Here is a 23,283-nt window from a genome sequence, read left to right as displayed (position 1 = left end):
AAACCTCCTAATCAAAGTTCAGTTCTGCATTCGCCAAGGTTGGGTGCTTCCGGTCCTTGTCCGAGAGCAATGGCTCACTTACGGGCCAATCTATGTCAAGCGCCGGATCATTCCATAATATGCCGCGATCATTCTCCGGCGAATAGTATTCGTCCACTTTATATAAAACTTGGGTGTTCGGAGTCAAGGTACAGAAGCCGTGGGCAAATCCTTTGGGGACAAGAAGCTGTCTTTTGTTGTATTCACTAAGAATAACCCCAACCCATTGTCCAAACGTAGGCGAACCCTTTCTGATATCCAGGACCACATCATATATCGCCCCGGTTAACACGCGAATTAACTTCGTTTGTGCCTTCGGGTTCAATTGATAGTGAAGTCCTCTCAGAACTCCGGGTTCAGCGGATAGCGACTGATTGTCCTGAATAAAATCATATTTCACACCTAACTGCTCCATTACCTGCTCATTATAGCTCTCCATAAAAAAACCCCGGTGATCACCATGTACCACCGGTTCGAGAATAGCAGCACCATTCAGCTTTAATGGTGATAACTTCATAGCTATACATCCTCCCTAATTAATCGTTCTAATAAACTCACGATTAAAGTTTGAGATTTCCGAATTCTTCACCAAATGTAATATCGCGCGCTAGCTCATTGGCCCTTGCCAAGGAAGCATGAGTACCTGCATCTGTCCACCAGCCTTGAAGTACATCATACGTAAGCTCTCCTCGTTCAATATATGCATTATTAACATCCGTGATTTCCAATTCGCCCCGGGCAGATGGCTGTAATGTCTTTATAATCTCAAAAACACTATGATCGAACATATAAATTCCGGTTACCGCATAATTTGACTTCGGCTGCTGCGGCTTCTCTTCTATGGATATAATTCTGTCTCCCTGAAGTTCAGGCACACCAAACCGCTTCGGATCCGCAACCTGCTGAATTAATATTTTTGCACCCTTCTGCTGATCGCGGAAATTTGAAACGTACGGCGAAATATCATCAGCAAAGACGTTATCACCAAGAATAACGACCATTTGATCTTCGCCTACAAATTGTTCGGCTAAACCAAGTGCTTGCGCAATTCCACCAGCTTCGTCTTGGACTTTATATGTGAAAGAAACACCTAAATCACTACCGCTGCCAAGCAAACTTACAACGTCGCCCATATGCTCCTTACCAGTGATAATGAGTAAGTCAGTTAACCCCGCCTGCTTTAATTTATAGACGGGGTGAAAAATCATAGGATATTTTCCAACGGGAAGGAGATGTTTGTTGGTGACTTTTGTTAAAGGGTAAAGGCGGGAGCCTGTCCCGCCTGAGAGAATGATGGCTTTCATAAGTTTCCCCTCTTTTTTATAAAAAAGCTCTGTCCAATACAGAGCAAATATCTCTTACTAAATTACAATTTCGTCATCTATTGATTAAAACTCTTGATTCACGATATAACGATTCAGTCAAAAATGATAAGTTCATTTTACTACTAAATTCTTCTACAACAATTGATATTTGACGATTCATTTCTAATAATGTTTCTTCTTCCAAATTAGTCTCGAGTTCATTTCCAACATAATTTTCAGGAGTATTAGGGTGAAAACCATCAAACCCTGCAATATTAATCACTTTAACTTCTAATTTGTATAAAAGTGATATCAACATTAATGTCGCATTATCATTAACTAATGGTTGCGAATTTAAATAATCACTATAATTAACTCTATAATCGAAATTATTAGCCGTCTTTACATTCGATGTGAATATAGTCCTAAACTCTCTTTTTTTATTTCTATACAAATTAATGTATTTTTGATATCTTTTATCATTGCTAAAGAAGCAATAATTTGGCGATATATAACCACCATCAAAATTAATAGAAATAACGATAGGATTATTTCTATTGATAAATTGTTCAATTCGATTTAAGTTCCTTTTAATACTATTCCCTGGAGCTAAGATTAGTATCTCCCGATCTTTAAGTATATTTTTCAGTTCGAGTAGATCCTCCGAATCATAAATATGATGCTTCTGATATTGAGTGTATAGCTCAGATATATATTCCCCATCATATAATTCTCTTTTATCTTGTGTAATATTATTTAAAATACTACTAATCGATTTTACAGTTAGAGTTTTACGATCCATCAAATATGTAGCATAGTTCGGATGGCAATTATTGATGGCTGCCAGGTAATACGGTACAGTATATCCCCATGAATAATTTTCCAATAGCCTATTTATAGTATCATCTATAATTTCCAAAAGATAATCTATCCTATAATTTTTATCCTTAGTGTGATTCAAATGCTGAGCTATTAGTTCAGTATTTAAATTTCCTGCTCCTCTTCCCATCCCATATACAGAAGAATCAATTAAAATAGTCCTTCGAGTATGGATGTCCACCAATTCCTGGGCATTTGAAAACGATAGTTGCAAGTTATTATGAGAGTGAAATCCTATAATAATATCTTTATCTAGATTATTATCAATGAGATAAAACATACGTAGTAAATCATTTCTTTTCATTAATCCAAGTGTATCCACAATATAAAATGCATAGGGTTTTATTCGATTAGCAACCTCTATAATTTTCAAAAGTGTATTATCTGTATAGCTTGTCGTACCTACAGGTTGGACATAAACTTTATATCCCTTCTCTTGAATTTTTTCACAGTAATTGATAGCCTCTTCAGCTTCATCTTCATGAAAAGTGACGCGAATTCCATTTATAGATTTCCCATCATAGTCTTTAAGATTGTTAATATCTAAAAATCCAAATCTAGCCATAGCAACATACTCAGTGTCTCCCCGCTCATTTGGAAGTAACTTCTCAATCTGATCAACATCACTATAAAAGCTTCTCTCTTGATTGTAGACTGAATCCTCTAGAAACCCACACTCAATAATATCTATATTCGCTTTTGTAAGGCTAGAGAGAACATCCTTAATATTTTGATTACCAAATTGCCAATCATTAATGTACCCACCATCCCTAAGCGTACAATCAAGAATTCGTAACTTACTAGTCATTTGAATCCTCCTAATTGATTGAATTAAACAAAGCATCTGCAACAATAAAATCTTCCTTATCATTGATGTCGATACTCTCTAATTTGGATAATTCCACAAAAAAAGGTTTTTCACCTACTCTACGATTTCTATTAATTATCAAATCTCTATTGTATATATACATCCCACAAGTTTCTGCGTAAATTCCAGGTAAATCTTGCGTGCGCGGAATATTATTCAAGTCGTAATTCAAAGGCTGTCCGTCTCTCCATAAAAACTCTTGAACTTTTTTAACTCCTAATGCGGAATCATAACCATCCATTACTTTTTCGATTCCTAGCTCTATACTACTCGGTTTTAAGAATGGTGAAGTAGCGTGAGACAAAACATATATATCTGCGTTTACATCTCTGGCAAATGAAGATAATACCTCATTAAAACTAATTGAAGAACTATCTAAATATTCTTTTCTTTTCAGAAATTTTATTGATGGATCATGAATATACTTTAAAATTTCTTCATTACTACAATAAACATATATTTCGTCTGAATTTCTAACTTTTAATAAAGTATCCAATATATAATAAATAAGTGGATTTCCGTTGGTAAACTTTTTGATATTTTTATTAGGCAGACGTTCATTATTCAATTTAATTGGTACAAATGAAACAACTTTAGGCATGCTAATACTCCCTTGTTAATAATGTTTTTTGATCATTAATTATCATTCTTTAATAATTCTCTCAACTTAAATTCATTAGCTCCGATCCTTGCTTCTAGCTTTCTATACTCCAACTTTTCATCTGAAATAGGGCTTACCATTATTTTGATTCCTGTTTGACCCAAAGTTTTTTCAAAATACATTTCTTGTATTCTCTTTCGTTTTTCTTCACTTTTACAGAAGACATAAATTACCTCATCATTTATTTTTGCAAGAGTATTACTTTTTAATTTCTTCTTAGAGATCACAACAGGTACAATATAATTCATCGACTCTATATCATTAATATCAAAAAAACAGTAATCATTATTCTGATTTATGAAAATTAGCATTCCTGTATCATCCATTTTTCTCATGCTATTTAATAGGTGCTTTCCAGAATCGCCTTTATCCCAATCGATATTATTTATTATTGAAATACTATTATTCGGAATAGAGTTTATAGGAAGCCAACGGCTCATATAATCATTACTTTCAGTATAAGAACCGGCAAAATTAATAATTTGTTCATTGTTTATACCAAAATGAAAAAGTTTCGTGTTAGCAACTCGAAACATTTTTATTATTTCAAATGCTGCACAGCATCGGTGAATTATAGACTTGAAATCCATGAAATAATAACCAATTGATCTTATATTATCAACATGATTCTTTAAGTTATTAATAGCAGTTGAGTTAATAGTGATTGCTTCTTGATAATTAGCGCCTGGTAGAAAAGGAAGTAACTCCGATGGAAATTTGGTTCTTATTACAAAGAGATTATCAAAATAATTTTCATATTCACTTTTATCAGCAGGATGAGGCTTGAAAATTATTTTCTGTTTCTTCGAATAATAATCTATTAATAATTGATAAGTTAAAATTGTATCAGCATTATTTAAATGTACTCCATTATGAAATAATTGTTGTCCTAGAACTAGTAGATTATTTTCACTAAATGGTATATTTTTAGGCGCATTAAAAAAATCTATCAAATAATTCGTGTCTTGTTTAGATAAATTTGAGATTTCACTAACAACTTCATAATTTCTAGCTTTCTCATCAATAAAATCAGGAACTTGTGAATCTAAGACACATCTTTTTTCGATTATTAAATCATTATCACCATTAAATAAACCAAAACTCTTTGTAACGCTATAATTAATAGGATTACGTTGTTTCTCATATCCTGTTATTCCAGAAAAATTGCTTAGAAGCCCTGCTGCCTCTTCATAAAAAAAGAAAGGTTTATTTTTCATACAGACATAGCTACCAAAACCATGATGTGCACCCATAATATGAATCTCGCTACATTCTTCAATAGCAATATTTGTTTTATAGAAAAGTTCATCAAAATATTTTATGATTTTTTGTTCGCAACTAGATATAGAATTTGCATCTAACAACTCCCGTATATCATATATAAGAATATAATCAAATATTTCTTTCCTTAATAAATCTTTATACTCAGGATAAATAGTAGACACATACTTCGATATAAGAAATATCCCCGTACTTTTTTTATTGTTTTTCATCTTATCAACAACACATTCCAGAAAATGATAGGCAGTCATAGCATGGTATACGACTACTTTCTTTGTTTGCCCACTTTTTTTGGGCTTAACGCTTTTAATTTTAATTGAAATATTTATTCCAGTCCTTTTTATTAAATTTCTAAATTTTTCTTTATAGCGGTCTGAATTAAGTTTAATAGAGGTGTAACTTTTCCCCATTTATAAATTCCTTCTTATCTAGGATTTTTTATTTTTTCTATTTTGTAAATTAAAGGGTTTATGTTATACAACAATATCTCAGGATTATCAAGAATAAACTTATCCGTATCAAAGTGTTCCGAAGGATTTCTACCTTCATAAGCACCATATACTAGATAGTGATAAATCGGACTCATACCTGATAATGCTACATCGGAATAATTTTCCAAATAATATTCTTCATCAAATAATTCAGAGTTTTTGACTATATTAATGAACTTGGGAGATTTAATTTTAAAATAAATTCTCCACCATAAACTTCTATGTTTTTTTATCATACTCTTTTTAAAAATAGAAAGAATAATATTATTTCTCTTTTCTTTATCAAGTATAACTTGTGCAACTTCTTCTTGAAGTTTCTCCAACTGATTCTTCACCAGGAGATAATCGAAAGAAAGCAACTCAATGTTCTCCTCACCTTTTTCAATACTAAATTCTATACATGAAATATTCTCATTAAGCTCATTCAATTTATTTTCTGAATGCTTCAACATTTTACGCTCAAATTCAATAAACTTTTGATTATAATCTTCAACTTGCTCTACCCAGTTGTAAAAATCAAAAATTCCATCACTTGAAGGAACAACTTGTAAATCTATTTTCTCAAGATTACATTTACATGCAACAACTTTCATATTTGGTGTAACCAATAAGTTATAAGTATCGGAACCAAACATACTAGTCATTTCCCAGCGTGCAAATGATTCATAAAATCGGGCACGATCAGATCGCTCTTGATCAGAAATAAAGGATTCCTCATATTCATAATCAATTCTCCGAGGTTTTTCTATAAGACTCTCATCCGTAATTAATATTTTTTTGAATCCTGCCTCTTCAACTAAGTAAGATATACTAGTAGGCGTAAATGATGTTTCATGAGTCCAATCTATATATCTAAAATAAGAACCAGCTGGCGAGGTTGCATTAGGAGTTATAATCAATAGGACTCCATTATCATTGAGTATTCGATATAAGTTTTCCAAAAAATTCGGAATCTCACTAACATCAAAATGCTCTAATACATCAAACATATATATAAAATCGAACTTTTTATCTGTTAACTTTACGTACTCCATAGCATTCTCGTTTTTTACCACCAAATCAAGTTTCCTGGTAATACTTACGAGTTCCTGATCTAATTCAATCCCTAATATATTATTGTATCCCATATCTCTCAAAGTAATAAGTGCCATTCCATTTGAGCATCCTATTTCTAAAATTGCAGCATCTTTTGATACTGGAAGGTATCCTTCAAATATCCTAGAAAATTTCTTTTTCATATACTCAACGTACTGTGGATCTTTGTGATTATGCCACTTACTATAATGATTAAAATACCCCACACGGTAACCTCCTTTCTATTTAGAGAATTGCTATGCTCAAACGGGTTTGAATATTCGTTTTATTTTTCTCATTGAACGATAAGTGACAGATAATGGCTTTAAAATTATCGGCTTATTCGAATATCTCGCTTTCACTTTACTTTTTAAAGTATTACGGTCAAACAATGCATAAAAGCAAGCCTTAACAAACTTACTTCGGTTAAATAAGAAATCAATTTCATTAATATTATTAGTTGAAGTAAGTATAGTTCCAGACGCATTTATTTTTAAACGACTTGTTTCTGTATTCCACCATCCAAGAACGCTATTTTTATCATTCGCGCTATGAACAGTATCATCCGCACTTGAATGCTTAAATATCATTCTATCAACAGAATTAGAAAAATGAAGGAAGCATTCGAGTGGTACTGACACCTCATTATTTCGTAATTTAAGAATATCATAATGCTCATTAAATAATTGCATTATATCCTGCGTAAAATCAATCGTACCTTTTTGTAACGTTGAGACTATGAGCTTATTTATTGGGTTATCACAATATTCTTCAAATACCGGATTAATGTCTCCACTACTTTCGGATTTCTCGAAACCAATACAAGATGGTCCTAGCTCCGCGAATAAGTGTTCTCTAAGTATTCCACTAATATTGGGTTTAAATTCATAAAATGAATTTATTTCAAAATTATTTCTATGTGAATAGCGCCAAGGAGTTTCTTTATTGGTATGAACGAAATATGTATCACACCTTCTTTGAATAATATTCACAATGATTGTCTGTAGTCGAGCAGAATACCCTAAATCGAAGGTAGCATCATTAGAACCAATCCTTGAGTTATAATATTGCAGTAGTATCTCTTTATAGTTTTCTACTTTTTCATAATCTATTCCGTATTGTATTAAGATATCAATAAACTTTTTAAATTCATATTGGGAATTGAATTTCTTTGTTAGTATAATCCCTTTTTTTTCAATGACTTCTAAATCCATATCGTCTTTTAAATAATCTTTTAACATTTCTAGAATACTCTTAGGCGAATGCGCGAAGATAGAAACAAATGACTCTAATCCATATATATTTTTAGTTGTTAATAAATAAGGTAATAATGATTTCCTTGAGGCATATATATAATCTGCAGTTGGAGTAGTATCTTGATAGCTTGTTATTATTTTATATACTTGATACGGTAAATAACCATCTCGAGCAATAAAATGGATTTTATCTATTCCTTTCTTATTGGCGTCTTCTAGTATCCATTTACTTAATCCAAATGTATGCATTCCAAGTGCATAATATCCAATGAAATAAGGATCAGAATTAAAATCTGATTCGGCGCAAAAGGAGATAAATGGATTGTCAAATAATTTATTTGCAACAACAGCTAGCATGCAGCGGGTTCCCATATAATCTAGTTTTTCATAGCTACTCCATTTACTTGGATTCCCTTCCAAAAAAAATTTCATGCTATTTCCGCTGTGTTTATTTGATAAATTATTTTTTAAAAGATCGATTGTTTTTGCAAAAAAGAAGGTGTTCCACCCATTCTCTTTCGCCTTTAATATATCGGAATTCCAATTATCTCCGATGTGTAAAATTTTATTAGGCATAATACCTAAATCATTTATAACATATTTAAACATATCTCCTGTATGTTTTAGCAATCGTGTTTCAGATGATACATATAATTTATCGTAATAGGAATAACCTGCTTCTTTTAGAATTCTTTCTATACTACTCTTAGATAGGTACATATCAGATACAAAAATAATTTTTTTCTTAAGATGTCTAGCTAATTTGTATAACTCATATACACTATCTCTTTTAGATATAAACTTAATTTCTAATTCTATTTCTTTTGCTTTTAATTTATTTAACACTTCAATTGGAAATTCATATTCATTATTAAGTTGCATATAGATTTCATCCAAATTTACATCTTGCCAGGATGGATTCCTAAAACCGTTTTGTTCCCTAGCTAGTTTCTCGGCTTCAATCCTTAATTTGGAAAATTCTACGAAACGACAATCTGGACAAATCTCATGAAAATAATCATCTAATAAATAAAATAAATCACTCGGGTCATAAAATGGTCTTACAACTAGAGTATCAAAAATATCAAAACTTATGCATTCTATATTATTACAGGAAATCTGTTGTTTTAACTCTTCATAATCGGGATCCCAAGGTATATTCATAATAGAATGGAAATAATCCTCTGACCTGACCTGTTTTATACCCTCAAAACGAAATTGTTGCTTTAATTCATTTAACACGCGCTTTTTATTTGAATAGGAAAATGAAGATGTTTCAATCCTTGATGCCCATAACCTAAAATAACTCCTCTTCCAATTAATCAAATTATTAATATAATTCTCATTTTCTCCACTGTTTTGTAAATACAAATTCACAAAATCAAAGGCAATGGCCATATCGGAAATTGCCTTCAAGAATTTATTAATGTCGGCATTTGATCCAGTGGCGGCTTCTGCTCGAACATAATAAAAATAACCGTCATACTTTATCGAACAGTATTTGGTAGCATTATAAAAAAGTAACGAAGAAAAAACTAAGTCTTCTGTCATAATCAGGTGCTTAGTTTGCTTTTTAAAGTAGGGGAGGCATTTATCCCATAACTTTTTTGAATAAATTTTATTCCATACAACATGCCAATGGTAGAACAAACCCTCTTGGGAAAAGAATTCTTCTTTTATAGTATCTCCTGTCAGCTCTTCTAATAATATATTATTAAAATGCTGAATGAACTTTTGTTTGTCCTCCTGTTCTCTTATAATCCTCCCCTCTACGATATCAGCATTTTCTACGATTGCTTTATCCAAAAGAAGTCTATAAAAATCTATCGAAATATAATCATCGCTATCAACAAAAGCTATATACTCCCCAGTAGCTTGTTCCGAACCAGTAACTCTTGCAGCAAATAACCCTTTGTTTTTTTGATGCTCAATATATTTTATTCTAGAATCCTTCTCCATAAATGTTGAAACAATGTTTCGTGCATCTCCTGGAGAAGCATCATTTACACAAATTATCTCCAAATGGGAATAAGTTTGATTAACAATGCTCTCAAGACATCTTTCTAAATATTGTTCCGTATTATATATTGGTACAATTACTGATATTATATGGTTTTCCGATATTTTCAATTCTTCCGCACCTCTTTATTACATTATTAATATATTTGAATTAAGTATTCTAAGTGATTCTTTTTATAATATAATGAAACAATTTACGCGGGTTTCTGAGTGCTTTAAAAATTTTCTCTTTTGGGAGTAAATTATTTATAAAGAAAAGAATCCCCTTAAAAGAAAAAGAGCCTTTTTTAAATTCCTCAGAGCTTCCTCTAACAATCAGAGCACCTTTCCATAAGTTTCTATTTGCCTTTTCCAAAACCTCTAATTTATTCTTGGAGTATTCTTCAATTGATACAATTGAAACATAATCTTGATGAGCCATAGTATCGCCAATCCCTACATCAGCGCTTAATTGACTGAATTCTATAAGATCTTTGTATTTTTTTTCTTCTATAAATTCAAAATAATCAGACAAGACATCTTCTACTTTTATTCGTTGGAGATATTCAAAATATTCTATATATTGATCAGCTATATCTAAGGAAGTAGAATGAATCTGCTTCAAATACTTAGAGTAGTTACTATTTTCATTTTTTAGTATGGGCTTAATCTGTTGATCCTCTTCAATGAAACCAATCAAAGTTCCGTGTGATGCTGAAAAAATAAATTCAAACATCATCACATTATCCATTACTTTCTTTGATACCGTGCTAGGTTTACTTAAATTGAATGCATATCCGTTTACCGCATCCTTAATATCATCATGGACATTATATGATGTTCCAAAATAATATCCTTCCACTGGAATACCTGTAATTTCTTGAATGGCTTTATGAGTTGACCCTCTCCAACCAACATCAACAATATTTATTTTATGAGAATCAAATACACCTTGTTGATTCAAATATTCTTTAAGCATATTCCTTTCGTAGCCCAAGGTGCTTTCAATATCATTAAAGACCAACTCTAATACTCTTTTTACTTTTTTTCTTTTCTTCTCACTATTAATTATCTCTTCATAATTTTCAAATCCATTTTTTTTAATTACTTCAAAGTACTTTGCTTGTTCTAAACCTAAGTTGCGAAATATCTCTTCTAATGTTAATTGCTGACCTAAGCTAGTATTGCTAGTGGTTAATACATCAAGTAGATCCTGTTTGTTCATTGATGAGAGTACGGGTATTTGATAAGCTCTTCTAGAAGCAAATAAATACGTTGGCTTGGGTAAACCTGCCTTATGCTTTATTATTTTTTTATAAAGCTTATATGGGAGGTACCCATCACGGGACAAAAAAAATACATTATCCTCTCCCTCTAAATTATTTGCTAACCAAGTAGTAAATCCAAAGTATATTGACGATACAAACATAACCCCAAATTTCTGCCAATAGCCTAATCTATTTTTAGTTTGACAATAATTGATTTGAAGGGCCTTCATAATGGACATCTCTATCGAATACTTTCCTTCTTTTATCTCGGATCGTTCTCTAATACTTTTATAATAATATGCTTTCAACCCGCACTCTTTAGCATTTTTATAATCCGAATTGATATTATCGCCAATATGTAACCAATTACCGTTACAACCTATGTCCATTTTGTCACTTACGTATTTAAACATTCCACTAGTGCATTTCGTTTTTTTTATCTGTCCAGAAATAAAAACTTGAAACGCATCATTATATCCATTTTTTGCGAGAATCCGTAAAATAAATGCATCTGGTAAATACATATCTGACAAAAACATGATTTTTTTTTGACGTGATTTTGCAAAATTAAACAAGCTAAGAATAAATTCATTTGCCTTGGTAAATTCCTCCTCCACTTCAAGTTCTATCCTTTTAAGATTACCACTTACATCAGCTCCTAGGTTTTCGCTAATAATTTGATAAATTTCATCTAATGTAATATCTTCATGTTCAGTCAGTCTTCTAGCTTTTTCTTCGGCCAAAGTTCTAATTTTCTTAAAATCTTTTATATTACTTTTTAAACTTACAATATCAAATATATCTGTAGGAAAAAGAACATTCCGTAATAAAGCTGTATCGTAGATATCGAACGATATAACATCACATTCCTCAATAAGACAACATAAATCTTCAAATTCTTTAATCAAATCGTAGTTCAAGAGCATTTCACCCTTCAAATATTCAAGTAGTTATTTGATACTCTTAGCATTTTTAAAGTTCTTACATACCTCCGCAGAAAGACCTATTTCTTGAATTCTGCCTTTATCCAACCACATAACTCGTTTACATAACTTTTGGACTTGTTCTAATGAATGGGATACAAACAATACTGTAGTTCCTGAGTCAATCATATTCATTATCTTTCGCTCACTCTTAGTCTTAAATTGGATATCGCCAACTGATAAAGCCTCATCAACAATTAAAATATCTGGCTCTACCACTGTTGCAATAGAAAAACCTAGGCGGGCTTTCATTCCTGATGAATAATTTTTCAGAGGAACATGTAGAAACTCACCTAGTTCTGAGAACGAGGAGATTTCCTCTAGCTTACTTGAAATTAGCTTTCGGGAGTGCCCTAACAATAAACCATTAAGGTAAATATTTTCTATACCGGTCAGTTCCCCATTAAATCCACCTCCTAGTTCAATTAATGGTGCTACTGACCCATATCTATAAACATTTCCCTCACTAGGTTTTATAATTCCTGCAATGATTTTCAATAAAGTACTCTTCCCTGCACCATTCATACCAATAATCCCAAATACTTCTCCTCTTTGTACTGAAAAATTAATATCAGACAGTGCAATAAACTCTTTATACTTTATTTCTTTTTTCGAACGCTTTACAAAATATTGTTTAAGTGAGTCCACTTTCTCACTATTAAGCCTATACTTCATTGAAACATTTTTTACATCAATTGATATCGTCATATATTTCTTCCTTCTTATTTATAAATAAAAAATAAAACGATCTTGCTTTTTATAGAACATAATCATTCCCGCTACTACAAAAAAGACAGCATATGCAAATGATACGATCAAATCAAAGTAATTAAATCTTTGTTGATAAATTAATACGTCTCTAAACATAGATAAGACTGGAAAAAGCGGATTAAATTCAATTAGTACTCGGTATTTATCTGGAATTATATTAGCTGGGTAGAAAATAGGCGTCATATACATAACTATAGTTAATAAAATTGAATAAAAATGCTTCAAATCTCGAAAAAATACAGTTACAGTTGATAAGATCAACCCGATCCCCATTGATATAAACATAAGAATCAACATTGGTATAAAAAAAAGTAAATTATAAAGTGAGAAGCTTACACCCGTAAATATCATTACTCCAACAACAGGAATCAACGAAATTAAAGATGTTACAAAAGATGAAATTACTCTCGATATTGGAAAGAAATACTTGGGAACATATACTTTTTTGATAAGCTGACTATTAACAATAATAGAATCCATAGCGAAGTTGGTTGCTTCAGCAAAGTAAGAGTAAACTAACCTTCCTGTTAAGAGATACAAAGGATAATTCGCAATATCATGTTTAAAAAGAGTTGAAAAGACAATAGACAGCACAATTACCATTAAAAGCGGATTTAATAAGCTCCATAAAACACCTAAATACGAATTTCTATATTTTATTTTTATGTCTTTTACAATAAGTTCAATAAGTAGGTCTCGATATTTAAAGAAGTTACTTATTTGAGTTTTCATAAAATCAGCCTCTTACTAAGTTTAAATTTTTTCAATGATACCAGTTATATCATTTCTCTATTCTAGCTCCTTACCTCTTATTATGCTAAAATTATACCCGTATCTACTAGCAAAGGAGAAAAATACGTGTCGAATCCAGTATACGGGAAAAAGACTGCGCAGTCGAGAAAAGGGGGAAATTTGTCTGCGGCGGTTTGGGTGTTGTTGGTTGGTTTAATTCTGTTTCTGGTGTGGTCCCCTTTCCAGGCCGGATTGTTCAATGGACTTGTTCTTAATTTTGAGAAACCGATTCTTTGGGCCGTTCTGATCGGCAGCTTGCTGATGATCGTATGGGTCTGTTCCTATTTTAAAACGATGAAGCTAGATGATCAGAGGGATTGGACTGCGGTCGCGGTACTGCTTATTCCCATTACGTATATGCTTGCGTTGATCTCAGCGGCTTCGCAATATTTCGCAGTGAATGCTGTATTGATTCAATGCCTGTACGCATTTATGTTTATCATTGCTCTTTATTTAATGCAAAATAATCAAGCTAACACAGCGATCGAGACGTCGATCATCACCGTTGCTTACATCATTGTCATGTTCGGCCTGTTCAACTGGCTTGGCCAAGGCAGAACGGTGTCGGCGATTGTCGGCTGGTTTACGCCAACCGTCATCGACGGGCAATATAATCAAGCGATTTGGATCGATTCTAACGGTCCACGGCTGGCCTCGGTGTTCCAGTATCCGAATACATACGCCGCATTCCTAATGGCCTTCTTGTTCGTAGCTATATTTGCGATTACACGCTCTAAGAGATGGTGGGTTCAGGCTATTCACGCCTTTATGCTCGTGCCGATGGCCCTATCGATTCTGCTCACCCTGTCGCGCGGGGGACTGGTCTTCCTGCCGGTCGTATTCATCATACTGCTTCTGTTCTTGAAGCCGGCTAAGCAGCTCCTGTGGATTCTGTATTGCATCATTGCTGGTCTGGGAACCTTGTTAATTGCTAAGCCTGTTACCGATCTGGGGCAGCAGTTTCACAACGGTCAAATTAATGATCCAGCCAAAGGATGGTTCTACGTCCTTGCGGCCTCTATCATTTTAGCAGTAATAGCTTGCCTGATTCAGCGTTTTGTAGCACCAGCACTCGAGAGATCTACTGACAAATGGGCATCCAAAAAGCTCGGTAATCTATGGTTGCCTGTCGGTTCCCTTGCAGCAGTTGCGGTGATCGTTGCTCTGTTCCTAGGAACGAACCTGAAGCATGTGCTGCCGGGTAATATCGGCGAACGTCTGGAGAACATCAACCTGCAGCAGCACAGTGTATTAGAACGCTTCACTTTCTATAAAGATGCTGTAAAGGTTCTCAAGGATTACCCAGTGATCGGTGCAGGCGGCGGTTCATGGGCTTCCATTTACGAGAAATACCAGAACAACCCGTACACCAGCCGTCAGGCACATAGCTTCATCATGCAATATCTAGTAGAAGTCGGTATCCTTGGCTTCATCATTATGCTAGGGTTTTTAATCTTTATTTTCTATAAATATATTCGCGGCTATATCCGCTCGGAAGAGCAAAAGCGAGATTCATACTTTATCTACTTTATTATTGTATTTTCGATTCTGATTCACAGCTTGATGGACTTCAATATGAGTTATGTCTTTATAGGAGTGCTCGTATTCATCGGTCTGGGTGGTATGGCGGCAACTATGGATAATCACTCAACAGATCGAGTGAAGCTGAAGGCTTCATCGATGCGCGGCATATACAGTACTGTTATGGTGATCGCCTCCATCTTCCTGATCTTCACCTCGATCCGCTATATTCAAGCTAACAATGCCATTGTCAAAGGGCAGACGTTAATGCAAACCAGTGGTGATTACCAGGAGATCAAGGCGCCGCTAGATGACGCGCTGAAGAAACGCAGTGGTCATCCTAATGCTATCCTTAACATGAGCGTCTTGCTCCAAGCTGGCTACGAACAAACGAAAGAAGATGCTTTCTATAATGAGGAATATAATCTTCTTACCAACGCTTTGAAAAAAGAGCCTTTCGACAAAAACATGTACGCCAAGCTCATGGCCCTCTATAAACTAAAGGGGGAGACCGATAAAGCCTATAATGTGCTTAAGGAAAACGCTGGCCGTTACGCATGGGATATGAATTGGTATGAGGAACTAATCAATCAATCCTTTGAATTGGGTTATCAGGCATTAGGCTCGCAGGACGTGGCTCTGAAGGATAAATACTTCCATGATGGGCTGATTGCTTACCATCATGTCGTAGATGGGGTCGAGCATCTTAAGACACTGCCGGAGGGGCAGATGCAAGGGAATCCGTTCGAGGTAACTCAGACGATGTCGCTAAATGCCGGTAAAATGCAGTACATGCTGGGCCAGCCTGAAGCGGCGGCTCCGATTCTGAAAGCAGGTATTAAGGAGGATCTCGGCGACTCCACTAGCCAGGAAATAGCCCGTTGGTATCTGGCTGCATTGCAAAAATCCGGACAGAATGATCCAGCGGTCTATGACAAATTAATTCAGATCGATCCATCTATGAAGGATCAAATTAGCCAATTGGCCGCGCTCAACTTCTAAAATTACACACCAAAGCAAAAATCGGTCTCTCCTAAGAGAGGCCGATTTTTTTATCTTCTACAATCTGTTTCATATAAGCTAATAAATCCTCACGCAGCTCCTGGTTCTCCAGAGCATAATGGAGCGTCGTCTTAATGAAGCCGAGCTTTTCACCGACATCATGACGGGTTCCCTCGAAATTATAAGCTACGATCCGTTCGTATTCCCCAAGCTTGGAGATGGCATCTGTCAGTTGGATTTCTCCATTGACCCCAACCTGCTGTTCTCCAAGGATTTCGAATATTTTCGGGGTCAGTATGTATCTGCCCATGATCGCCAGGTTGGACGGTGCCTTATCGGCAGCCGGCTTCTCTACCAATTGGTTGGCCAGATAGACGCGTTCCCGAAGCTCTGAAGCATCGACCACTCCATATCTGGACACTTCCTCCCAAGGAACCGGCTGAACGCCGACCACTGAAGCCCGTTCATAATCAAACACATCGATCATCTGCTTCAAGCACGGAACCTCGGATTCAACGATATCATCGCCAAGCAGTACAGCGAACGGCTCGTCGCCGATAAATTTACGTGCACACCAGATCGCATGTCCCAGGCCCTTCGGCTCTTTCTGGCGAATATAATGGATATCAGCCATCTCTGAAGACTTGCGGACTTCTTCAAGCAGATCCCATTTCTTCTTCTCGCTTAAGTTATATTCCAGTTCGAAGGAATTATCGAAGTGATCCTCGATTGCCCGTTTCCCTTTCCCCGTCACGATAATAATATCCTCAATCCCAGAGGCTACTGCTTCTTCTACAATATACTGAATCGTAGGCTTGTCTACAATCGGCAGCATTTCCTTCGGCATCGCCTTGGTCACCGGGAGGAATCTCGTTCCCAGACCCGCTGCAGGTATGATCGCTTTCCGAATCTTCATCTAACCCTATCTTCCTTTCCTCTAACTCCAACATGCTGCCATTATATCACAGTTCAGAAAGAATACAGATAAAAAAAGCCACCTCCGTGGCATAAATTCATGTCAGCGGAAGCAGCTGTATAAGTGGTAATCTACCTGAATTAAGTATAGAGCATTTAAAACCAGAATTTGCGTATTGTGAAGCGCTGAGATTCTTCCTCATGTCTTGCGTCGCGGTCCCACGGTTCCGGTGTATGAAGATGGCGTTCGACCCCGTACTCAATTTTATGGTACTGCTGATCGCCGTCTGCCTCAATGCGTCCATGAGCCTTTGTTACCAACGATTGCATCTCGAGGAATCCTTCCAACATCACATTCACCCTCCTACAAAATAGGCTAGCCATGTACTGAGCCCATTGCTTTGGCTACGCTTTCATTATATCATATTCATCTTTTTTTGATTACTGATAACTAGCCTTTATCGGTGCTTTACGATTTGTTTTCACACAGTGTACATATTTGAGATTTGTCTGTCTACGGCGGAAAAACAACCGTCTCCCTAGCAAATACTTCCTCATATAAAAGAACACGAACCCTTCCGGCTCGTGCCCTTCTCTTCTCTATACGATTCGTCTCTTAGGACAGAAGATCATTCAACTGTGCTTCGTTGATACTTCCGGTAATCACTTTTTTCATTTTCCCCTCATTGAAGTAAGCAATAGCCGGGACGCTGTCCACGCCCAGTCTGGCGGCAAGTCCAGGTGATTTATATACGTCCACCTTGGTCACCCTCAGCTCTGCGGCATGGGCTTGCTCGAACTTCTCGATCAGAGGCAGCAGCTCGCGGCAGGACGGCTCCGTAGCATTCCATAAATAGACGACCGAAGGCTTGCCGTGGTTCTGAATCTGATTCTCGTATACCTCACATTCGGATATATATTTCTCTACTCCGTAGCCGGCGATTGCTCCGTCCCCAACCGCTGTGGCCACCTGCTTAAGGAATTTATCGCAGACATCCCCTGCTGCGAACACGCCAGGAATATTCGTCTCCATTTTCTCATTCACAAGCACATACCCGTTCCGATTCAGCTCCAGCACGCCGGACAAAATTTCCGTATTCGGAATATATCCAATGAACAAGAAGCAGGTATCGACTTTTACAGGCTGCAGTTCGCCGGTTTTTGAATTTTTCAATACAACCGTCTCCAGACGTTCCTCTCCCTCAAAAGAGTCCACCATCGTATTCCACATGAACTCCATCTTCGGATTGTCGAGCGCCTGGTTCCGGGCAATCTCATTGCAGTCCATTTTGCCAGGATCATGCATAACGGAGACGATGACTTTATCGGCGAACTTGGTCAGGAAGATTCCTTCCTCAATCGCAGCATCCCCGCTGCCGATGACCATGACTGTCTTCCCCGTATTGGCTGCCGCATCACAAGTCGCACAGAAGGAGATTCCTTTATCGTATAAGTACTTCTCCTCATTCTTTGCCCCAGTCAGTCTTGGCTTCCCGCCGCTAGCGACGATCACGGCTCTACATTCGTAACGGATGCGGAAAGTCTCCACGACCTTCATCTCACCGCCCAGCGATACCGCTTTAACATCCGTCATTTTGAAGTCGACACCGAATTTCTTCGCTTGCTTATGAAATAAGCCCATCAGTTCCGTACCTGTAGTTCCCTCAGGAAAGCCGGGGTAGTTCTCGATCTCATTCGTATAAGTGGCAAGACCGCCAACCAGCGTCTTCTCCAGAATCAACGTCTTAAGCCGGGCCCGCCCACAGTAGATTCCCGCTGTTAGTCCCGCTGCCCCGCCGCCGATAATGACGACATCATACTGTTCCGTTCTCTTCTCCATATGCCTTAGCCTCCATTACAAATGATGATGTTCAAAGAAACAGGCTGACTTCCGTCAGCCCGATAACCCATGTACTCGCTCTTACATGAAAAATTTAGCCAATAATTTACCACCGATAAGCGCACCTATGAACAAGAACACCCAGAAAATCCAGCCGGACAGCGAGAGCGAGGAAATCGAAGTAAATAATGCCCCGATATTACAGCCGTTCGCAAGTCTTGCCCCATATCCCATCAGCAAGCCGCCAAGAATAGCAGCGAATACCTGCTTCATCGAGCGGATCTTCTTCAGCTTGAATTCAGAAGCGAACAGCGTAGCCAATAGCGCCCCGAGAATAATCCCTAAGTTGCGGATCGAACCGCCATCGTTCATAAATCCGCTAGACAGCGTCTTCTGCGCCTTCTCCGAGCTGAAATACGCCCAGTTATCGACATTGCCTCCCACAAGCTGATACAGCCAGGCGCCCCAATCCGCAAATGCACTCGTGACACCCCAGCCTTTAGAGAACACGGCGAGGTGAGCAGTTGCGAACACGCCGAGCAGCACAGCTCCGGTGACGTAAGTAAACGGCTCCTTCAATAACTTCTTATAAAAGCGGTTAGATGATATTTTTAACCAAAATGCATTCACCGTTCAATCACCATCCCTTTTATCATCCCACAGCCCTATTTGGCCTTCTCAATAACGATTTCCCATTCTCCATCATCGATTTCTTCGATCTCAACGTTATGACCCTGCTTTCTGGCCCACTCCGGTACATTCTTCATTGCGCAGCTATGGTCGATCGATACGACTAGCACATCGCCAACCTTCAATTCTGCCATCTTCTTCTCTGTTCTCATCAAAGGAACCGGACAAGCTTCTCCCATACAATCCAAAGTAAATTCTGCCATTTTGACAACCACCTTTAATTTATTTTTGTGATACTTATGATCATTTCTTCAATTCGTACCTTCAGATAGAGGTATAGTTACAAGTCGAATGTTGAATTATTGTGAAATATTTCACTTTATATTGAAAAAGTAATACTTGATCATGAAGCCTTCGGTACTTCCCCATCTTAACCATTACTCCGCACTGCCCATCTTCTTCTCCTGCCATTTAACAGAAGCGATATAGAGTAACAGAATAATCAGGAACTGAACGAGCAGAGCACCCAACCAGCCAAATACATCTGGCAGGAATACGGATGGCGCATCCTTGATGACATGTGCTCGCCACCAGCCCATATCATGCGCTCCCCATAGCGAACCGATTACAAAGAACAGCAAAGCGAGCATTTGCATCGTAAAGCCTTCCCCAACCCGCATCAGCGTACCAGAAGCACAACCGCCGGCAATAACCATCCCGATTCCGAAGATAACCGCACCAACGACCAAGGCCAGACTGATCTGACCAACATTATCCATGCCGGGGATTGGATTTCCTCCTGTGAATGCAGCGTATTTGATCGCAGTGAAGCCGATAGTAGCAATGGAGCAGGCGATTAATACAGCTCTTGTGACAGATGTACTCCCCGTAATCCACGGGTCTCTCATTGAAGCGGTGAAGCAAAATCTCGATCTTTGCAAAATCACGCCAAATGCAAGCCCAAACAACAGATAGACAACCATCTTGTCATTGTAATGATGCAGGTAGAATCCAAATCCAATGACGAGAGCCGTAGCCAATAAAGCAAAGGGCAGCTGACTCTTCTTAGGTTTTCTAGGTGCTCGGGTACGAGCGGATTTCGTTGCGGGACTAGCGTTTTGTCCCATTCGTGAACACCTCCAACATTTAGTCAATTGACTATGTGAAAATAATAACATTCTTTTTAACCCCGTGGTCATCTGCTTTTTTGATACTGCATAAGTTTTTCTTATGGCAAATTGATCATAGACAGGTATGATATACTTTGATCAAAGGTTGACAACAGGAGGAGCATATTCAATGAATTTGGAAACGCTTAAGTTATTTCTTGATATTTCCATGCTCAAGAGCATCTCCAAAGCAGCGCAAAAGTCGCATATTACCCAATCCGCGCTCAGTCAACAATTAAAGTCCTGGGAGACTTCACTAGGAACAGAACTGCTGCAGAGGAGCAATAAAGGTGCCAAACTCACAGAGGCAGGGGTGATCGCACAGAAATATGCCACTCAAATCTGCAAGCTGTATGAAGATATGGTTACCGAGATCGAGCGATTGCAGCCTGCTGAGTATCATCTATCGATTTATGCCATCCCCGAGGTATGCAACTATGCTCTGCCCTGCACTTTATTCGAAGTGAAGAGGCACTTTCCTCAATGCCGTATTTCATTAAATGAAGCGCTTAGCTCGCAAATTGAGGAGCATATTCTGCTTGAGGAAGGGGATATTGGATTCATCTCTGGGCCATCCTCCAATCCAGGGATCAGCTCCAATCTGGTATTCTCCGATCAGGTTATCCTCGTAACCAGCAGTTCCAGGCCCAGCCCCGATGAGATTGGGATCGAAGATCTGCACCGTTATCCCTTAATCTGGTCGACACAGCTCTGCTGCGTCCAGCGCACACTGGCCCGGACATTGATGGACGATCATGCGAAATTGAACATTCTCTACAATCTTGACTCGATTGAGGCCGTGAAGCTGGCAGCAATCAAAGGTCATGGTGCGGCGTTTCTGCCCTATATGTCCATAAAAAAAGAGCTCTATAGTAAGCAGCTCAAAGCGATCCATATTCGCGATTTCCAGGTACATAATGAGGTTCATATGATTAAGAAGCATGATCAAAAAGCGAACCGCGATACGAAGCAGTTGATCCAGTATATTGAACGGACTTTGATTGATACCTTGTGTTAAGGGTAGCAGTGTCGCAAAATATCAAATTGATCCAGGTCAACTTGAAGCTGTCAGGCTAAGTATGTATGGCTACTATCCTTCTACTCGTGCATTAAATTCAATTGGGTTAGGGCCATGTTTAATCTGGCAAGTTCGCTTCGATGCTGATCTCCCATACGCCATTGATTACTTCCTGTATGGAGCAGTGCAGATTGGCCTTATTGCAATATTCCGTAATCGACTTTCTCGCGCAGCTATGATCTGTAACGAGCAACACCTTCTCACCGCTTCGAATGGCTTGCTGATGCTTCTTCAGCATCATGACCGGAACAGGGCAAATTTCTCCCAGACAATCGATTTCCACCATTGGTACGCTCCCCTTTTCCTGTACTTCCCTTGTTAGGACCAGTATAGCTTGAGCCTTTCATCTATATTGTGAACTAATTCACAAATATATGTCACATAAATAAAACAGCCCCCTACTTATATCATAACTAAGTAGGGGGTGTTGGAGCTTAGAGAACCAGCATATATGAAAATTTAATGGGATTAAATATAAACCGTCTTATTTCACTAACTGGCCACGAGTGACGCCAAGCTGGTTCGTCGCTTTCAGCGTACGCCAGACTTGAGTACCGCTGATCTCTCCGCGAAGCGCACGATTGTACAAATCGATAACTTCATGGACTTTCTCCGGCGTCTCCTCCAGGAATTCTACGCGGTATTTGGACACGCCCAATTCAAGGAAGTGGGTCAAGTATTCCGCACCGGATTGCTCAATCGCGTTATAGACCGTATTGCGACAGCCTTCATCTACACGAACGGGGTGGGACATGCCGATCCGGTCCTGCAATGAGGCGCGATGCTCTTCGCACGGACGCCCGCAGTTTGTGTAATTGGTACCTTCGCTCAGGAAGGTACAGTATACGCAATGCTCAGTATGGAACATCGGTAGATGTTGTTGGATCACGATCTCCAGTTGATCGGTCATGCACTCGCCGAGCAGATCGACCATCTGCTGGATGTTCAAGTCATAGGACGGCGTCACGATGTCGCAGCCCGCTTCCAGGAACAGCTCCACCGATTTGTGATTGGCGATATTCAGTGAGAAATCGCCGATCAGCTGCGGGTGGAACGCATCCGGGTTCTCCTGGCGGCGACGCAAGTAGTAATAGAGCGCACCGGTATTGCGCACGAGAACGGCGTCCGGCTGTAGACGCAGGATGTTGTTATGATAGCCGTTCTCGCCCGGCATGTGGATGCGCGGCGTTGCCAGCGCGATTCGTTTGCCAGCGGCCCGAACGGCATCCACCGCTGCCGGGAACTGCTTGATGAACTCGAAGTCGGCGTAGATCATATCCACGCCGGCCTCGAGCGCAGCCTGCACCTGCGGCAGGCTGCGGCACAACGCGGTGAGCTGCGCTTCACCGCGGGCCACCGCGCGGCGCTGCAGCCGAGCCGCAGCAGCGCCCGCGCCATGCGGCCCCTCGCCACGCGCGGGGCCGCCTACAGCGCCGCCCAGCGAAGCGCTGGCGGCGTCAGCC

Annotated in this window: 19 protein-coding genes and 1 pseudogene; 2 read left to right on the top strand and 18 right to left on the bottom strand. The window is 38.2% G+C overall.

From position 1 onward, the window contains the following. Positions 1–7: 7 nt before the first annotated feature. The 10 genes from rfbC to ABD014_RS03700 all read right to left on the bottom strand — a co-directional run bounded on the left by rfbC (position 8) and on the right by ABD014_RS03700 (position 13,605). Positions 8–556, bottom strand: coding sequence for a dTDP-4-dehydrorhamnose 3,5-epimerase (rfbC, locus tag ABD014_RS03745; RefSeq protein ID WP_343857631.1), 549 nt, complete (start codon positions 554–556; stop codon positions 8–10). Between the two features lie 43 nt (positions 557–599). Next, a complete protein-coding gene (locus ABD014_RS03740) occupies positions 600–1,343 on the bottom strand; it encodes a sugar phosphate nucleotidyltransferase (protein WP_343857629.1) in 744 nt (247 codons plus the stop codon). Between the two features lie 73 nt (positions 1,344–1,416). Next, positions 1,417–3,030 (bottom strand): aldolase catalytic domain-containing protein, encoded by a 1,614-nt coding sequence (locus ABD014_RS03735; protein ID WP_343857627.1) that lies wholly within the window; start codon positions 3,028–3,030, stop codon positions 1,417–1,419. A gap of 10 nt (positions 3,031–3,040) precedes the next feature. Continuing rightward, complete coding sequence (locus tag ABD014_RS03730; RefSeq protein WP_343857624.1) at positions 3,041–3,691, bottom strand: acylneuraminate cytidylyltransferase family protein; 651 nt, start codon at positions 3,689–3,691, stop codon at positions 3,041–3,043. A 35-nt stretch (positions 3,692–3,726) separates the two neighbouring features. After that, positions 3,727–5,442 (bottom strand): polysialyltransferase family glycosyltransferase, encoded by a 1,716-nt coding sequence (locus ABD014_RS03725; RefSeq protein ID WP_343857621.1) that lies wholly within the window; start codon positions 5,440–5,442, stop codon positions 3,727–3,729. Between the two features lie 14 nt (positions 5,443–5,456). Further along, positions 5,457–6,824, bottom strand: a complete 1,368-nt coding sequence (locus ABD014_RS03720) for a class I SAM-dependent methyltransferase (protein ID WP_343857618.1) — start codon at positions 6,822–6,824, stop codon at positions 5,457–5,459. A gap of 36 nt (positions 6,825–6,860) precedes the next feature. Beyond that, the gene (locus ABD014_RS03715; protein ID WP_343857615.1) at positions 6,861–9,983 is read right to left on the bottom strand and encodes an HAD-IA family hydrolase; all 3,123 of its coding nucleotides are present in this window, start codon (positions 9,981–9,983) and stop codon (positions 6,861–6,863) included. A gap of 49 nt (positions 9,984–10,032) precedes the next feature. Continuing rightward, positions 10,033–12,039, bottom strand: coding sequence for an HAD-IA family hydrolase (locus tag ABD014_RS03710; RefSeq protein WP_343857613.1), 2,007 nt, complete (start codon positions 12,037–12,039; stop codon positions 10,033–10,035). A 30-nt stretch (positions 12,040–12,069) separates the two neighbouring features. Beyond that, a complete protein-coding gene (locus tag ABD014_RS03705) occupies positions 12,070–12,810 on the bottom strand; it encodes an ABC transporter ATP-binding protein (protein ID WP_343857611.1) in 741 nt (246 codons plus the stop codon). A gap of 18 nt (positions 12,811–12,828) precedes the next feature. Further along, positions 12,829–13,605 (bottom strand): ABC transporter permease, encoded by a 777-nt coding sequence (locus ABD014_RS03700; RefSeq protein WP_343857609.1) that lies wholly within the window; start codon positions 13,603–13,605, stop codon positions 12,829–12,831. A gap of 126 nt (positions 13,606–13,731) precedes the next feature. Between ABD014_RS03700 and ABD014_RS03695 the strand changes: the two genes are divergently transcribed. Further along, positions 13,732–16,188, top strand: coding sequence for an O-antigen ligase family protein (locus ABD014_RS03695; RefSeq protein ID WP_343857607.1), 2,457 nt, complete (start codon positions 13,732–13,734; stop codon positions 16,186–16,188). A gap of 31 nt (positions 16,189–16,219) precedes the next feature. Here ABD014_RS03695 and galU read toward each other — a convergent pair whose 3' ends face one another. The 6 genes from galU to ABD014_RS03665 all read right to left on the bottom strand — a co-directional run bounded on the left by galU (position 16,220) and on the right by ABD014_RS03665 (position 20,700). Further along, positions 16,220–17,104 (bottom strand): UTP--glucose-1-phosphate uridylyltransferase GalU, encoded by an 885-nt coding sequence (gene galU / locus ABD014_RS03690; protein ID WP_343857605.1) that lies wholly within the window; start codon positions 17,102–17,104, stop codon positions 16,220–16,222. Between the two features lie 155 nt (positions 17,105–17,259). Then, a complete protein-coding gene (locus ABD014_RS03685) occupies positions 17,260–17,454 on the bottom strand; it encodes a hypothetical protein (RefSeq protein ID WP_343857603.1) in 195 nt (64 codons plus the stop codon). Positions 17,455–17,719: 265 nt separating this feature from the next. Further along, positions 17,720–18,943, bottom strand: coding sequence for an FAD-dependent oxidoreductase (locus ABD014_RS03680; protein ID WP_343857600.1), 1,224 nt, complete (start codon positions 18,941–18,943; stop codon positions 17,720–17,722). An 81-nt stretch (positions 18,944–19,024) separates the two neighbouring features. Continuing rightward, positions 19,025–19,573, bottom strand: coding sequence for a YeeE/YedE thiosulfate transporter family protein (locus ABD014_RS03675; RefSeq protein ID WP_193556407.1), 549 nt, complete (start codon positions 19,571–19,573; stop codon positions 19,025–19,027). 35 nt (positions 19,574–19,608) lie between these two features. Further along, on the bottom strand, positions 19,609–19,836 hold the full coding sequence (locus ABD014_RS03670; RefSeq protein ID WP_127003148.1) for a sulfurtransferase TusA family protein: 228 nt from the start codon (positions 19,834–19,836) through the stop codon (positions 19,609–19,611). A 174-nt stretch (positions 19,837–20,010) separates the two neighbouring features. Further along, a complete protein-coding gene (locus ABD014_RS03665) occupies positions 20,011–20,700 on the bottom strand; it encodes a YeeE/YedE thiosulfate transporter family protein (protein WP_343857595.1) in 690 nt (229 codons plus the stop codon). Positions 20,701–20,872: 172 nt separating this feature from the next. Here ABD014_RS03665 and ABD014_RS03660 point away from each other — a divergent pair, with 172 nt between their 5' ends. Then, entirely contained in the window at positions 20,873–21,760 is an 888-nt protein-coding gene (locus ABD014_RS03660; protein ID WP_343857593.1) for a LysR family transcriptional regulator, read from the top strand. Positions 21,761–21,878: 118 nt separating this feature from the next. Here ABD014_RS03660 and ABD014_RS03655 read toward each other — a convergent pair whose 3' ends face one another. Continuing rightward, a complete protein-coding gene (locus ABD014_RS03655; RefSeq protein ID WP_343857591.1) occupies positions 21,879–22,106 on the bottom strand; it encodes a sulfurtransferase TusA family protein in 228 nt (75 codons plus the stop codon). A 198-nt stretch (positions 22,107–22,304) separates the two neighbouring features. Then, a pseudogene (locus ABD014_RS03650) lies at positions 22,305–23,283 on the bottom strand (U32 family peptidase); the annotation flags it as partial.

The sequence above is a fragment of the Paenibacillus motobuensis genome (genome assembly GCF_039521865.1).
GTDB lineage: Bacteria > Bacillota > Bacilli > Paenibacillales > Paenibacillaceae > Fontibacillus > Fontibacillus motobuensis.
The sequence above is the reverse complement of the archived record's forward strand: the minus strand, read 5'-3'. Positions and strand labels throughout refer to the sequence as shown.